Origin of the sequence: Marmoricola sp. OAE513 (assembly GCF_040546585.1) — a bacterium.
GTDB lineage: Bacteria > Actinomycetota > Actinomycetes > Propionibacteriales > Nocardioidaceae > Marmoricola.
In genome coordinates, this window is sequence record NZ_JBEPOC010000001.1 from 2,797,477 (window position 1) to 2,812,488 (window position 15,012).

The 15,012-nt window shown below is 70.8% G+C and carries 15 protein-coding genes; 5 read left to right on the forward strand and 10 right to left on the reverse strand.

The annotated features are described in order from the left end of the window. Positions 1-10: 10 nt before the first annotated feature. The 10 genes from ABIE44_RS14015 to ABIE44_RS14060 all read right to left on the reverse strand — a co-directional run bounded on the left by ABIE44_RS14015 (position 11) and on the right by ABIE44_RS14060 (position 10,698). On the reverse strand, positions 11-487 hold the full coding sequence (locus tag ABIE44_RS14015; RefSeq protein ID WP_209716435.1) for a hypothetical protein: 477 nt from the start codon (positions 485-487) through the stop codon (positions 11-13). Between the two features lie 86 nt (positions 488-573). Continuing rightward, positions 574-1,770 (reverse strand): sensor histidine kinase, encoded by a 1,197-nt coding sequence (locus tag ABIE44_RS14020; protein WP_209716432.1) that lies wholly within the window; start codon positions 1,768-1,770, stop codon positions 574-576. 16 nt (positions 1,771-1,786) lie between these two features. Then, on the reverse strand, positions 1,787-2,965 hold the full coding sequence (locus ABIE44_RS14025; protein WP_209716429.1) for a sensor histidine kinase: 1,179 nt from the start codon (positions 2,963-2,965) through the stop codon (positions 1,787-1,789). 3 nt (positions 2,966-2,968) lie between these two features. After that, entirely contained in the window at positions 2,969-3,664 is a 696-nt protein-coding gene (locus tag ABIE44_RS14030) for a response regulator transcription factor (protein WP_209716426.1), read from the reverse strand. 1 nt (position 3,665) lies between these two features. After that, on the reverse strand, positions 3,666-4,058 hold the full coding sequence (locus tag ABIE44_RS14035; protein WP_209716424.1) for a hypothetical protein: 393 nt from the start codon (positions 4,056-4,058) through the stop codon (positions 3,666-3,668). Further along, positions 4,058-5,920: an Ig-like domain-containing protein gene (locus ABIE44_RS14040; protein ID WP_209716421.1), complete on the reverse strand. Its 1,863-nt coding sequence runs from the start codon at positions 5,918-5,920 to the stop codon at positions 4,058-4,060. The genes ABIE44_RS14035 and ABIE44_RS14040 overlap by 1 nt, the downstream gene beginning before the upstream one ends. Positions 5,921-6,134: 214 nt before the next feature. Next, a complete protein-coding gene (locus ABIE44_RS14045; protein ID WP_209716418.1) occupies positions 6,135-6,800 on the reverse strand; it encodes a signal peptidase I in 666 nt (221 codons plus the stop codon). Positions 6,801-6,907: 107 nt separating this feature from the next. Next, positions 6,908-7,435, reverse strand: a complete 528-nt coding sequence (locus tag ABIE44_RS14050; RefSeq protein WP_209716415.1) for a TasA family protein — start codon at positions 7,433-7,435, stop codon at positions 6,908-6,910. A gap of 219 nt (positions 7,436-7,654) precedes the next feature. Beyond that, the gene (locus ABIE44_RS14055; RefSeq protein ID WP_209716413.1) at positions 7,655-8,416 is read right to left on the reverse strand and encodes an enoyl-CoA hydratase-related protein; all 762 of its coding nucleotides are present in this window, start codon (positions 8,414-8,416) and stop codon (positions 7,655-7,657) included. A 17-nt stretch (positions 8,417-8,433) separates the two neighbouring features. Continuing rightward, complete coding sequence (locus ABIE44_RS14060; RefSeq protein WP_209716410.1) at positions 8,434-10,698, reverse strand: hypothetical protein; 2,265 nt, start codon at positions 10,696-10,698, stop codon at positions 8,434-8,436. A 76-nt stretch (positions 10,699-10,774) separates the two neighbouring features. On the opposite strand from ABIE44_RS14060, the gene ABIE44_RS14065 reads away from it, so the two are divergent. From ABIE44_RS14065 to ABIE44_RS14085, 5 genes are all read left to right on the forward strand, one after another. Next, positions 10,775-12,745: an Eco57I restriction-modification methylase domain-containing protein gene (locus tag ABIE44_RS14065; RefSeq protein WP_209716407.1), complete on the forward strand. Its 1,971-nt coding sequence runs from the start codon at positions 10,775-10,777 to the stop codon at positions 12,743-12,745. A 110-nt stretch (positions 12,746-12,855) separates the two neighbouring features. Next, entirely contained in the window at positions 12,856-13,293 is a 438-nt protein-coding gene (locus tag ABIE44_RS14070; RefSeq protein ID WP_209716404.1) for a hypothetical protein, read from the forward strand. Positions 13,294-13,309: 16 nt separating this feature from the next. Then, positions 13,310-13,549: a hypothetical protein gene (locus ABIE44_RS14075; protein WP_209716400.1), complete on the forward strand. Its 240-nt coding sequence runs from the start codon at positions 13,310-13,312 to the stop codon at positions 13,547-13,549. A 68-nt stretch (positions 13,550-13,617) separates the two neighbouring features. Continuing rightward, entirely contained in the window at positions 13,618-14,001 is a 384-nt protein-coding gene (locus ABIE44_RS14080; RefSeq protein WP_209716396.1) for a VOC family protein, read from the forward strand. Between the two features lie 120 nt (positions 14,002-14,121). Next, on the forward strand, positions 14,122-15,003 hold the full coding sequence (locus ABIE44_RS14085) for an Ig-like domain repeat protein (RefSeq protein WP_209716393.1): 882 nt from the start codon (positions 14,122-14,124) through the stop codon (positions 15,001-15,003). The last annotated feature ends 9 nt before the right edge of the window (positions 15,004-15,012 follow it).

The following is a 15,012-nucleotide window of genomic DNA, read 5'->3' on the forward strand; positions in this document are numbered from 1 at the left end:
TCTCGCGCGCCTAGGGGCAGCCGCCGGACTTCCCCGAGCTGGTGGTCGACATCGGGCTGGTGTCGTAGACGGCCCAGGCGCCCGAGGTGTTCTCGATGCAGAGCTGGAACTCCTGGTCGCTCGGGTCGAACACGTACGACGCGATCGTGTTGCCCTGCGAGAGCTTGAGGAACGTCAACTGCTTCGCGGTCCTGAGCGCGCCGGCGAGGTCCTTCGGGTAACCCTGGTCGAAGTAGACCTGCTCCATCGCGGGGGCGTAGCTCTGCACGTCGTCGATGGTCGACTGGATCTGGGCAGCGGTCGCGGGCTTCGCCTTCGCAGGCTGGCTCGGCGTAGGGGTCGGCGTAGGAGTCGGGGTGAGGGTCGGCGCAGCGGCCGTCGACGGGGGCTGGGTCTGCGATGAGCCCGCGCTCGGCTCCTCGTCGCTCCCGCAGGCGGCAAGGGTCAGCAGAGCAGCAGCGGACAGCAGTGCGAGGCGGAGGCGCATGTGGGTGGTTCGGGGCGGGAGCCCGCGCGGATTGGTGCGCCGTGCACCGCACCGGGTTTCGAGGCGGCCGCGAGCGCGGCCGCACCTCAACCGACCTGGGGCAGGGTGAACCAGAACGTCGAACCGCCGTCGGGGCCGTCCTCGACGCCGATCTCGCCACCGTGGGCCTCGACGATCCGGCGTGAGGTCGCGAGCCCGATGCCGAACCCCTCCACGTTCCCGGCGCCGCGGGTGTACAGGGTGAACACGCTGTCGCGGCGGTCGGCGGGGATGCCGGAACCGTTGTCGGTGACCGTCACGCGCCAGCCGGAGTCAGTCACCTCGCCCGCGACGTGCACGACCGGGGCGACACCGACCGGGGTGAATTTCACGGCGTTCGAGATCAGGTTCTGCAGCACGACGTAGATCTGCTGCAGGTCGGCGCGGACCACCGGGAGCGAGCCGGTCGTGACCGTGCCACGGCGGGCGGCCAGGGTCGGAGCGAGGTCCTCGCGCACCGTGCTCACCAGGCGTTCGAGGTCGACCTCGACGACGTCGAGCGACGATCCGGTCCGGGCGTATCTCAGGATGGTGTCGATCAGGCCGGCCATCCGCACGCCCGCCTTCTGGATCGCCGTCGCCAGGGCGGCGGCGTCCGGGTCGGCGACGACGGCCGGCTCGGTGGCGAGCAGCTCGGCGTTCGCGATCACCGCGGTCAGCGGGGAGCGCAGGTCGTGGCTGACCTGACCGGCGAAGAGCGTGAGCAGCTCGTTGGACCGGTGCAGCTCGTCGCGCGCCTGCTCCAGCTCACGCGTGCGCAGCCGCAGTTCGAGCACGTCGACCATCCGGTCTGCGAGGACCTCGAGCACGCCGGCCTGCTCAGCGGTCAGCTCGCGGGCCTGGTCGTCGAACACGCACAGCCGCCCGATGGTCACCCCGTCGGGCGTGATCAGGGGAGCGCTGGCGTAGAACTTCACGAGCGCGATCTGGCCGGTGACGAACGGGTTCGTGGCGAACCGCTCGTCCAGGCTCGCGTCCTGGACGATGACCGGCTTCGGCTCGCCGATCACGATGGCGCACATCGAGTCCTCGCGCGCGCACACCGACGGGTCGATGCCGGCGGCGGCCACCTGGCGCTGCTCCCGACCGGTGATCAGGTTGATGGCGGCGGTGGGCACGGCGCACACCAGCGCGGCCAGCTCGACGAGGGCCTGCAGATCCCGTCCACCGGGCTGTTCGAGGACGCCGTACTCGGCGAGCTTGGCATCGACGACGACGGCAGGTGAGGTGCCGATGGTTTCCATGGGCACATCATGCCCGTTATGCGTCCTTTGACAACGCCCGCTTGGGAACGCGCAGGACAGCGACCGCAGAGCCGGGTTCGCGGGTCAGCTGTCCGCCGAGCGCGGCGGCGAGCTCGGCTGCTGCCCGCCAGGACGGTCCGCTGGTCGCCGTGGCGGCGTCGTCCGGGGTCAGCCGGACCTCGTGGTGGGTGCCTCGGTCGGTGACACCCAGCTCGAGCGTCCGGACGCCGTGGTCCAGCGCCTCGTCGCGCAGGTGCTCGACGACCTGCCGCAGGAGCTCGGGGTCCAACCGGGTCGGCGCGAGGACCGACGCCGCGTGCGTCAGCCGCAGGTCGGGGCCGTCGAGCCGGGCGACGACGTCGGCGACCAGGGCGTCCAGGTCGAGGTCGATCTCGTCACCGGCCAGCTGCTCGCGGGCCCGGTCGAGCAGGTCGCCGATCGCGGCAGAGAGCCGGTCGAGCTCGCCGGTGCTGCGGGTGAGCGCTTCGGCCACGGCCGGAGTCGTCTCCGGCCACAGCGCCAGGTCCTCCAGGTCGATGCGCAGCGCGGTGATCGGGGTCCGGAGCTCGTGCGAGGCGTGCACGGCGAGCTCGCGCTCGTGGCGCAGCAGCAGGTCGATCCGGTCGCCGCTCACCGTCAGCGCCTCACCGATCGCCTGCGCCTCCGGCACCCGGTACGTCGGCAGCTCGGGTCGCCTGGCTCCGGTGCCCAGGTCGCGCGCCGCGGACGCCAGCTCCTGGAACGGGCGGGCGAGACGCCGCGCGATCACGGAGCCCGCGAGCCCGGCCACGACCACCAGGCCGAGTCCGATGAGCACCAGTGGCAGCAATGCGTCGGCGATCGCGTCGTCGATCTCGTCCGCCTCCCGGGTCACGGTGACGGTGCCGCCGTCGCCCAGCGGGTGCGTGGCGGAGATGTCGCCGTCGTCGGCCGGGCCGTGCGTCGAGGAGATCACCTGACCGCCGGCCGTGCGGATCTCGATCCACTCGCCCCGCGTCGACAGGGCGTCGAGCGCGTCCGGCGTGGTCGCCGTACCGGCATCCACCGCAGCAGCGACCAGGTCGGCACTGCGGTTGACGCGCTCCTGGGCGTCGGTGCGGATCAGGTCCGCGAGGAAGTACGCCCGCGGGATGCCGTAGAGCGCCACGACGACGACGGTCAGGCCGACGAACGCGGCGATCAGGCGGTCCCGCACTGGTCAGCCTGCTTCGAGGCGGAAGCCGACGCCGCGCACGGTGATGATCTGGACGGGCGCGCCGGCCTCCTCGAGCTTCTGGCGCAGCCGGCCCATGGTGACGTCGAGGGTCTTGGTCGAGCCGAACCAGTTCTCGTCCCAGACCTTGTCCATCAAAGTCTCCCGGGTCAGCACGGTGCCGCGCTCGGAGTCCAGCAGCCCGAGCAGGTCGAACTCCTTGGAGGTCAGCGAGATCTCGGTGTCCTCGACCCAGACGCGTCGGCTCTGCAGGTCCACCCGCAGACCGCCGGTGGGCGCGCTCGGAGCCGGCGTCGCAGCAGCCGCCTCCGGCCGGGCCGTACGACGCAGCAGGGCACGGGTCCGTGCGAGCAGCTCGGCGAGCGCGAAGGGCTTGGAGAGGTAGTCGTCGGCGCCCACGTCCAGGCCGACCACCCGGTCGAGCTCGCCGTCGCGCGCGGTCAGGATGAGCACGCCGCCCTCGAACCCGTCGGCCCGCAGCTGGCGGCAGACGTCGAGTCCGTCCATGTCGGGCAGGCCGAGGTCGAGCAGCACCATGTCGAAGCCGCCGTCGCCGGCGTTCTTGAGCCCGGTGCTGCCGTCCGCGGCCCGGTGGACCTCGTAGCCCTCGCGCTCCAGGGTGCGCACCAGGGGTGCAGCGATCCCGTCGTCGTCCTCGACCACGAGCAGTCTGTGCGTCATCTCAGAGAGCATACGGATGCCTCGCCCCCGAGCTCTCGCTCCTGGCGCGCGCGTCGGAGACGAGCACGCCCAGCAACGCGACGGCGACCACGGAGACCGCGAGGCCGACCGGGTGCCAGTGCGCACCATCGGCCCGGCTCGGGTCGCCGACCACCGAGACCAGCACCTGGCCTGTCAGGGCGACCAGGGCCAGCAGGGACGCGGCCAACCGGGACTCGAAGGAGTTGCGCTGCCAGAGCCGGATCGTGACACCCACCAGGCCGACCACGACGGCGCCGACGAGCACGACCTCGTAGGCCTCGATCCGCGACCCGCTGACCAACTCGACACTCATCAGTGTGGCGAGCGCACCGGCCAGCCCGGCGGCCGCGCGCGACAGCCGGCTCCTGGCCATCAGAAGTCCCGGTCGAGGGCGCCGAGCTCGGTGGTCGGCGTGGTCGAGCAGGCCCGCCCCTGGAGGTCGGTCGCGGTGGCCGACGGCGTCCAGACCATCGCCGCGGCGGCCGACTGGGTGCGCAGACCCGAGCCGCTGGCCACAGAACCGAGGGTGATCGTCACGACCGTCGCGGTCTCCCCGTTGATCGCGGTGGTGGTGGCCACCATGGTCGCGTTGAAGGAGATCGTCTTCTGGTTCTTGGCGAAGTTGCCCTTGGTGTTGATGCTGCCGAGGTTGACGGCCGACCCGTTGCGGAGCACGTCGACGGTGTCGTTGGTTCCGCCCAGGCCGAGCAGGTTGCCGTCGCGCAGCCTCAGGGTCACCGGGAGCGAGGAGCCGGTCCAGCCGGAGGTGATCGAGCCCAGGTTCACCTCGTCGGTGTAGGTGAGCTTGAGGGTGTCGCCGGCGGTGAACTTGCCGACGCTCGCGCCACCGTTGACCCCCTGCACGTCGTACCCGCGCAGCGGGCTGTTGTCGACACGGCGGCCGCTCAGCGTGGCCGAGGTCGTCGTGCGGGCCTGGTTGTCGGTCAGCACCGCACGGAAGTCGTAGGTGCCGTCGGCCACCGTCGTGGTGTTGAACGAGCAGCTGTACGGCGACGTGGTGTCGGTGCACAGGGTCGTCCAGGTCGTCGTACCGCTCGGGGCCCGGTCGATCCGGATCGAGGCGATGCCGGCCGAGGAGCTGCCCGAGGCGTTGATCGCGACGGTGCCGGACAGGAACGCGCCCGGGTCCTCCACAGCCACCGTGGTGACGGTGTTGTCCACCACGCGGTTGGAGACGGTTGCCGAGGTCGTGGTGTTGCCCGCCCCGTCGGTGGCGACCGCCCGGAAGGCGTAGGTGCCGTCGGTGAGCTGGTTGGTCGCGTAGCGGCAGCTGTACGGGTCGACCGCGATCGTGCAGAAGGTCGTCCAGGTCGAGGTGCCCGAGCGCTGGTACTGCAGCTGCACGCTGCTCACGCCGGCGTCCGCGTCGGTCGCCGTGGCGGCGAAGGTCGTGGTGCCGCGCAGCGGCGTACCGGGGTCCGTCATCGTCACGGTCGGGGCGACGTTGTCGATCAGCACGTCGTCGATGATCGCCGAGGTGACCGTGCTGGTGCCGAGGGTGGCGTAGGCGCGGAGGTCGTAGCTCTCGCCCTGGGTGAAGCCGTTGCCCGTGGTGTTCCAGGAGCAGGTGTACGGCGGCAGCAGGGTGGTGCAGAAGGTCTTCCAGGTGGTGGTGCCGGCGACGGCGTACTGGATGGTGACGACGTACGGGAGGATCCCGTTGTTGTAGAGCGTCGCGGTCAGCGGGACCGTGCCGCGCAGGATGTCGCCCGGGTCGCCCAGGACGATGAACAGCTTGTTCGCGACGGCGGTGCTGACCACGTCCGAGGTCGTCGAGTAGCCCGCGTTGTCGGTGGCGATCGCCCGCAGCGAGTAGGTGCCGTCGGCGCCGGCCGCGGTGTTCCAGGGGCACGCGTACGGCGAGCTGGTCGCCGTGCACAGCGTGGTCCACGACGAGGCGCCGGGAGCCAGGTACTGGACGACGACGTTGGCGATGCCGCTCTGGCCGTCGGTGGCGTCCGCGGTGATCGTGGCGTTGCCGCTGACCGCTGCGCCCGGGTTGCGCACCGACACGGTCGGCGGCGTCCAGTCGTTGGCGGCGGTGACCGAGGCGGAGTTCTTCGAGATCGCGGTGAAGGTCGCGCCGGAGAGGGCCGGCATGCCGAAGGCGGTCAGAGCCGAGACGGCGAGGAGGGCGAGCAGCGTGGTCCAGCGGCTCTGGCCACGGACGCCCGCGACCAAGCGGGAGGCGGTGGAGCGGCGGTGACGCGACATCGGGTTCCTCCTCGGGCTCTGGCGGGTCTTGCTCTGATGGGTTCAACGCTACGAATTCGTGCACCACGGCCCGGCAACAAACAGGCCCCCGAACCCCACAACTCGGTAACAGCGAGCCCGGGTCAGCGCAAACAGGTGCACTTTCAGGCCGGATGGTGAAGCGCCGCCCTGCGTCGCCGGGAGGCAGGCGCAGGGCGGCGGATCGTGGGCCGGCTCAGACGAGCAGGCGGTCGGGGGCCTCGTCGGGGGTCCGCTGCGGCGGGACCACCAGGACGGGCTCGGAACGGTGGCTGGGGGACGCGGGCGTCGGCTCCTCCCAAAGCCGGCGCCCGCGGATCCCCCCAACAAGCTGGCCCAGCGCACCGAGTGCGATCAGTGCTGCGGGAAGGCCGATGACGAGCATCCGCACCTTCCGGTCGGCCAGGGCAATGAAGATCCATCCGGCGTGCGGGACGCCGTACTCCACGACAGGCTGCTTCTGGTCCAGGAGCAGGAAGTGCCACGGGTCGGGCTTCGCGTTCGCGTCGCCCTTGGTGGTGAACAGGGTGCCGCCGCCCTCGGCGGGCTCCATCTTGAGGATCCGGTGCGTGACCAGGGTCGGGACGCCGGAGTCGGCGGGCGGCAGGTAGGTGATGACGTCTCCGACCTCGAGCTCGGAGACGGGGACCTTCTTCTCGAAGACGATCGAGCCCTTGTCGTAGGTCCCGGTCATCGAGCCGCCGGTGATGACGTAGCGGTCGTATCCGAACAGCGCGGGGGCCATCCAGGCGACGCATCCGAGCATCACGACGACGAGTGCCAGCGTGGCGACCCACCGGAGGACGCGGCGGGGGAGAGGGGCTTTGTCGGCCTGGTTCCCGGGTGCGCGGTGCTGGCTCATCGCTGGCTCCTCATCGGTGGAAGGTGGGTGCTGCGGGGTGGATCAGGTCAGGGGAAAGTGGTGCAACGGGAGGGGCGCCTCCCCTGTGCGCGCCCCTCCCGCTGGGATCACTGGTTGAACGTGTCGCCCGCGAGCTGGACCGAGGACCAGCGGTACGTCGCGCCGGCGGTCTTGCCCTGGTCGGTGTTCGGGGTGTCCTGGTTGAGCTTCACGGTGAACTTGAACGTGTGCGCCGCGTTGGAGGCCCAGGTGCCGAGCTCGAGCTTGGCGTCGTCGGCCAGCGCACCGAAGGTGCCGGAGAAGACGTTGGTGCCCGTGGTGGTGTCGACGATGTCGAGGGTCAGGTTGCTGCCGGCGAAGCCGTTGCTGGAGGAGGTCTCCATCAGCGAGAACGCGGCCGGCAGGGAGCCGGTGTTGGTCAGCGTCAGGGTGCCGTTGAGCACGTCGCCCGGCTTCATGTTGGTCAGGTTGAAGATGGCCGCGTCGGCCTTCGAGTTGGTGTGGGTCAGCGTGCCGGCGGTGACGGCGCTGATGGTGTTGCCGGTGGTGGAGTTGAACGTCGCACCCGAGCCCACGGCGATGGCGCCGGCGGCGAGGAGGGTGGCGAGCGGGACGAGGACCTTGGTGCGCTTCATGGGAGTTCTCCTACTGTGTGTGCCGCAGCAGGACAGCTGCGATCCGGTCTTGGGCCGCTCTTTCAGCGACAACCAGAACGCTACGGAGGCCAGGACCACAGCCCGGCAACGTCAAAGACCCGTCCCGGTCACAGCACGGAACGGGTTCTCCACACGTCGGTAACAGCCTGTTACCGAGGGTTTCGACAGGCTCAACCACCGGCGGAGCTCGACCAGCGCCTAGCGGAAGGCTGGCTTCTCCTTGGCCAGGAACGCCCGGACGCCTTCCTTGAAGTCGTCCCCGGTGTAGATCTCGCCGAGCATCGCGGCGTCGAAGGCCGGCGGTGCCTCGAGCACCTCGGCGCGCGCGAAGAGCTGCGCTTTGGTGGCCCGCATCGTGACGCCCGAGGCGGCCAGCAGGCCCGCCACCACGGTGTCGAGCTCGGCGTCGAGGTCCTCGACGACCGACATCACCGCGCCGACGGCGTACGCGCGCTCGGCGGTGGTCAGGCGCGAGGTCAGCAGCATCTCCCGGGTCAGCGACTCCCCGAAGACCGAGGCGCAGCGGTAGACGACCGGAGCCGCGAGGGCGTTGCCGAGCGTGCGGGCGATCGGGTAGCCGAATCGGGACTCCGGCGTGCAGATCCGCAGGTCGCAGTGGGTCGCGACGGCCAGGCCACCGCCGACGCAGGCACCCTCGACCGCGGCGATGGTGACCTGCGGAAGCTCGAAGAGCGCGACCAGCAGCTGCCGGATGCTTTCCTCGTAGCCGACCGCGTCGCGGTCCAGGAAGTCCGAGATCTCGTTGCCGGCCGCGAACGCCTTGCCGCCGGCGCCGCGCAGCACCAGCACCCGGGTGCTCGTGTCCTCGGCGAGCTCGTCGCAGAGGTCGCGCAGCGCGGCGTACATGGCGCTGGTGAAGGCGTTGCGCCGCTCGGGGCGGTTGAACACGACCTCGACGACGCCGTCACGACGGTTGACCTGCAGCTCTTCGGTGCTCACGCCCGAAGCCTAGGGGGCTACTCGTCGACCGTGACCTTCAGCCCGCCGTCGACCTCCTCGACCGTGACGGAGAGGTAGAGGGTGTCCTCGTAGGTCTCGGTGACCATGTCCTTCGGCCCGAAGCCGTAGTTGGCGTCGTACTCGAACGTCGCCGAGGCCTGGCCGCTGTCGGTGGACAGCTGCGCAGGGAACTCGCCGTCGAAGGAGTCGTAGTCGACGGTCGGAGGGGTGGTCAGCGTCCAGCGCACGTTGACGGCGTCGGAGTTGTACCCGCTGTTCGGGCAGCCGTCGGGGTCGATGGTGGTGGCGGCCATGCAGGTGTCCAGGTAGGCGGACAGCTGGCGGTCGACCTCCTCGCGGAAGGCGTCGGACGCGGTGGCCTCGGGGATCTCCGCGTACCCGGAGTAGGACCCGGCCTCGACGACGGTCTTGGCGCCGTCGGTGCTCAGCCACTTGTTGTCGCCGTACGGGTTGATGTCGTAGGTGCCCGGGAAGAGGTAGACGTCCTCGCCGGAGCCGATCTCGACCTCGGTCCCGTTGACCGCGACGCTGTCGGCGCCCTCGGGCAGGTCGAAGCTGACCCGGGTCGCCAGACCGCCGTCGGTGACCTCCCACTTGTCGAAGAAGACCCCGGTCTTGCCGTCCTTGCGCAGCTCCAGCTCGACCTCGGCCTTGCCGCCCTCGAGCCCTCTGAGCTCGACCTCCACGCGGGTCACGCCGCCGAAGCCGTCGGAGGTGTCCTCGATCTCGTAGGAGGTGAAGGTCTTCTCGGCCGCACCGTAGATCTCGTCGGTCAGCAGGTCGGTGTTCCCGTCCTCGACGTCGGCCAGGCCCAGGGCCTTCTCGGCGTCGCCGTCCTGGAGTGCGTCCAGGTACTTCTCCGCGGTCGCCTCGGCGCTGTACTTCGCGGAGTTGATCCCGGAGATGGTCGCCGAGCCCGCGCCGAGCAGGACCACGACGACGCCGCCGATGATGGCCAGCCGCTTCCACTGCGCCTTCTCGGCGTCGGTGAGCGGAGGACGGGGGGCGGCGGGGGCGCCCTCGGCCGCGGTCGGGGTGCCGACGACCGTCTGCGCCGGCAGCGGCGTGCCGCGCAGCCGGGCGAGTGCCGGCGCCGAGGCGAGCAGGCCCGGCGCGACGAACCGGCTGAGCACCTCGACCACGAAGCCGAAGACCGGCAGTACGGCCAGGGTCAGGGGCGAGGGACGGACGGTGAACGAGGCGCCCATGCCCTCGAAGCCGCCGCCGAGGGTGATCGACGGGAGCAGCAGCACGACCACGGCGCCACCGAAGAAGATCGTGGGCAGCACGGTCCAGGACGTCGGGTTGTCCAACCACGCGGGCGCCTGGTCGCGGCGCTGGTGCCAGGCGACCGCTCCGAGCACGGTCAGCAGGACGGCCCCGACCAGCATGAGGACCGCCCAGATCGGGTCGAAGTCCCAGGCCTGGGCGGTCTCGGTGAAGACGCTGATGCCGCCGAGGTGGCCCACCGCGTAGGTGTCCAGGCCCAGGGTGATCACCCACAGCGGGGCCAGCAGGGCCAGCCAGACACCTTCGTTGAGGATCGCCGCGACGCAGAGGATCGGCAGTGCGACGGCGATCCACAGGACGACCTGCTGCACCCAGAGCCGGGCGGCCTCGGCGTACTCGGTCGCGATCCATGCCGGGCGGGGTACGCCGGCGCCCAGGCGGCTGCCGAGGTACACCGCCGCGCCGGTCAGAAACCAGGCGCCTAAGAACAGGCTGACCGAGGCGGCGTGCATGACCGTGCCGTCGTCGCGCATCGCGGCGGCCCAGGTGACGGGGGTGATCACGACCGCGACGAGCAGGCCGACGGCGCCGGCCAGGATGGCCCGGCTGCCCTCGTCGGCGGCGGGCGCGGCGGTGCGGCCGACGCGTGCCGTCACGTACAGGAAGACCGCGGTCAGGCCGAGGGGAGGCGCCAGAAGGGCACCGCTGACGCCCCCGTCGTCGTTGATGTGCAGGTTGCCGAACAGGGCCATCGCCACCAGCTGCAGCGGCATCGCCAGCAGCACGCCGATCGCGTGGATGGTGCTCGAGTCCACGCCGCTGTCGCCGTCGGAGTCCAGGCCCGCGGCGACGGCGATCAGCACCACCATCACGATCGCGACCAGGAAGGTGATCCCGAGACCGACCAGGGGAGCGCGCAGCGCGCGTCCGACGGCGGCCGGGGTCGGCAACGCCAAGGAGGAGGGGCCGGTGGACGGGTCGGGTGACTGCGGCGCTGACGGGGGCTGGGGCACGGGGGTCTCGGAGCTCACGCGCTGAGGCTAGGGGAGTGTGCCGACGCACGTCAGCGTCCGGACCAGTCCGGCGGTGCCGCTAGGGTCGAGCGTCGTGAGCGAAGCCGCTGCCTACCGCGACGCCGTACGCGTCGTGATGCGCGAGCACGGGGAGCGGCTCGCCGCCGCGCGCGGGCTGGTGCTGCCGGTCGGTGCGCTCGCCGTCGGGCGCGCCGTCCCTGCTGACCTGCTGGCCTCGCTGCGCGCCCGGGTGAGCAGGTTCGACGGCGTCGAGGTCGAGCAGCTCGGCCACGCCTACGAGGCCCTGCTGCAGGACGAGGACCGCAGGAACGCCGGCGCCCACTACACGCCACGGGCTTTGGCCGACGAGGTCGTCGAGCACGCTCTGGCGCCGCTGGTCGAGGGCCTGCGTGCCGAGGACTTGCTCGACCTGCGGATCCTCGACATCGCCACCGGTTCGGGGATCTTCCTGCTCTCGGCCGCGGAGTACCTGACCGGACTGGTCGACGGCGGCCCGAGCCTGCGCCAGGTGATCACGACCTGCCTGTACGGCGCGGACGTCGATGCGACGACGGCCGAGGTCTGCCGGCTCTCGCTGTGGCTGCTCGCCGGCGACCAGGACCTGCCGTGGAACGTGCTCGAGGGCCGGGTCGTCGCGGGAGACTCGCTGCTCGACGAACCCGTCGCCGGTCGGGTGGCTGTCGACTGGACGGTGCTCGCGCCGGAGGTGATGGGCGCCGGAGGCTTTGACGCGGTGATCGGGAACCCGCCCTTCCTCGGGGTGAAGAACATCCGCGGAGCGGTCGGCCAGGTTGTCCGCGACCGGTACGCCGCCACGCTGCTGGACGGCGAGTCCGGCCGTTCCGACCTGGTCGTGTTCTTCCTGGCCCGCGCGACGCGCCTGTCCCGCGGGGTCGTCGGGCTCGTGCTCCCGGACGCCGTCTCCGAGGGTGACAGCGCCCGCTTCGGGCCCGGCCGTGCAATCGATCAGGGTTTCGAGATCTTCCGGGCCGAGACCTCCCGGCCGTGGCCGAGCGCGGCCGGCGTACGGATCGCGCTGCTGTGGCTGCGACGAGGGGTGTCGGGCTCTAGCGCGGTGCTGGACGGCGTCGTCGTCCAGCGGATCGGTCCCCACCTCGGCCGGGTCGCCGCGTCCGCGCGCGGCACCACTCCGGCGCCCGACTGGCTGCCGCACGGGCACCAGGCCACGATCGTGCTCGGTCGCTCGCTGGTGCTCACGACCGCCGAGGCCGACGACCTGCGTGCCGCGGACCCGCGGATCGGCACGTGGATCAGGGACTACCTGAGCGGGGAGGACCTGGTCACTCGCCACCGCTCGTCCGCCTCGCGCCAGGTGCTCGATCTCGGCGCTGTCCCGCTCGCGGACCTCGAAGCCGTCCCCGCCCTCGCCGACCGGCTCACGCTGATCCGCACCGAGCGCGAGACCCAGCTCGCGAAGTACCCCCAGCTGGTCTCGCGCTGGTGGGGCTTCCTCAACCCCGTCGCCCGTCTGTACGAGGACCTGGCCGGCGAGCCCGAGGCGATCGCGTTCTCCAAGCACGCCAAGTACATCTGGCCGGTCATCGTCGGCACCGGGCCGGTCTTCAGCAACGGGCTGATCGTGTACCCCTCGGCCGACCGCGGCCTCTACGCCTTCCTTGCCTCGACCCCGCACCGGCTCTGGGCGGTCGACGAGGGCGGGTCGCGGCTCAACGAGAGCCACCGCTACAACCCCTCCCGGCTGCGCGCGACCTACCCGTTCCCGGACTCGGTCGACGGCGCGCGCGACGCGGGTGCCCGGCTGGCCGAGGCCGTCGTACGGGCGGGCGAGGCGCAGCAGGTCGGGGTCACCGAGCTGCTCAACCAGGTGCACGGGTCCGCGCCGGTGGCGCCGGAGATCGCCGCGATCCGGGACGCGGTCGTCGAGGTCGACCGGGCGGTCCTGGCTGCGCACGGGATCGACGAGGTGCTGGTGCACGGGCTCCAGGTCGTCGGGGACAGGACCCGCTTCGGGCTCGACCCGGGCGGCGAAGCGGCGATCAAGGCGCGGTTGCTCGAGCGCTGACCGGCAGGGTCGGGCGGCCGAGGTGTCCACAGCCCGTCGGGAGCGACCGGGCCGGCGGGCGTTGTGGATACGCGCGGCGTCACCCGACGGCGGCGTACGACCATCTGCCCGTGACCCAGCGCCGACCGCCCCGCCACCAGAGCCCCGTCCGCACGACCGCCGACCTGACCGCCCTGTGGCGGTCTGTGATCGGTGGTGAGCCGTTGCTGTTCCGATCGCTCTGGCTGCTGTTCCTCGACGACGCCCGACGCCCCGTCGGCCCGCTGCTCACCCTCGACAACCTGCCCGACGGGCCGTACGGGATCGACCGGGACGACCTGGTCGGGTGGTGCGACGAGATCCTCCGCGGACCAGGTGGCGGTGGCTCGGTCGCCCTTCTGCTCACCCGACCCGAAGGTGCGCCGTGGACGGTCAGCGACCGCGCGTGGGGGCGGTTCCTGCTCAACGCCACCGCCGAGATCGACGGACACGCCTGGCCGGTGCACTGGGCGCACCGTGGCGGGGTCGAGGTCTTCCGGCTCGCAGACCGAGGCACCCGTACGGCGTGAGGTGCACAATCGCTCCATGGCCAACCTGCTGTCCTACAAGTCCGAGGGCTCGATCCTCTCGATCCGATCGAAGAACTCGATCCTGTCGATCGGCAGCATCGGATCCATCGGCTCGATCGGGTCCATCGGTTCGTTCGCCTCGGCGTTCTCGGTCGCGTCCTTCGCCAGCCTCGGGTCCGCGATGTCCGGACTGTCGCTGGCCTCGGCGATGTCGTGGAGGTCGCGACTGGCCGCGATGAGCGCCGGCGAGGAGTAACGGGACTCTGCGGGACCCGTAGCGCCGCCGCGCGGGCGGGAGCACGCTGGACCGCAGGAGGTCAGCCCATGTCCCTGAACACCAGCTCCGTCTCCGTGATGCTGCCGATCGGCGACGCCGCCGCGGCGCAGGAGTTCTACTCCGACCGTGTCGGACTGCCCTTCGAGGGCACCAACAGCGAGGGGAGCCTGCTGTTCGGGCTGCCCGGCGGTTCGCAGCTCGTGCTGCTGCCGCGGCCGGACCAGCCGCCGTCGCCGAGCACCGCCGTCAGCTTCGTGGTCGACGACGTCGAGGCCGAGATCGCCGACCTCAAGGCCCGCGGCCTGGTCTTCCAGGACTACGACCTGCCCGGGTTCAAGACCGTGGACCACGTCTGCGTGATGGCGAGCGCGAAGGCGGCCTGGTTCCTCGACCCGCACGGCAACGTGCTCTGCCTGCACCAGAACCTGTGAGGAAGATGGTCTGTACCACCTTCTCAGTTTAGACTCCGAGTTTAGGATTTTCATTCAGCCAACGGTGCACATGCTGTTGTCTGATCGGTGACCGTTCTGGGAACTCACCGAAGGAACTTCATGAAACTCGCACGCTCCCGCTCTCTCGGCCTGCTCGTGGCCGCCGGCGTCGCTCTCGCCGTCGTACCGACTGTCGTCCCCGTCGCCACGGCGGCGTCGGGCAACCTGCCCTACACCTGCAAGATCTCGGGCAACACGGCGCCGGTCACGGTGACCCTGGACACCAGTGCGCCGTACTCGGTCGCGCCGGGGTCGTCGATTCAGCCCGTCCTCACCGCCTCCGTCTACTTCCCGGCCTCGGTCGTCAACGGGTTGCGCAGCAACTTGAACGCCACTGCGATCGCGGGCTCCGGCGGCAAGGTCGCCGTCAAGACCAACGGCGCGAGCACCACGGTGAGCAACCTGACCTTCCCCTCCGTGCCCCTGGAGCAGGACAAGGCGGTCACGGCGAAGGCAACCGCCACGATGGCGAAGCTAACCGATCTGCCCGAGGGGTCGGTCGTCTACAAGCCGGGTGACCTCACGGCCCTGACGCTCAACCTGACGGGCTCGGGATTCGCCCCGGTCCTGGCCTGCACCCTTGGGGCGACCTCGGCGAACATCGACACGGTCATCGTGTCCAACACCCCGCCGCCCCCGCCGCCGACCGTCGTGGCGACGTCCATCGCCGCGGCCAAGGCGTACTCGCGGAAGAAGGACAAGCTCACGATCGGTGCGAACGTGAAGTCCTCGGGTGCGACCCCGACCGGCAAGGTGACCATCGCCCTCTTCAAGTCCGGCAAGAAGATCCGGACGGCCACGCTGACCCTGGTGGGCGGGAAGGCCAAGGTCGTCTTCACCAAGGTCAGGAAGGGGAGCTACAAGTACACGATCACGTACGGCGGCTCCGCGACGAAGAAGCCGTCGACCTACACGTCGGCGAAGTTCAAGCTCAAGAAGTAGTCACCCGCA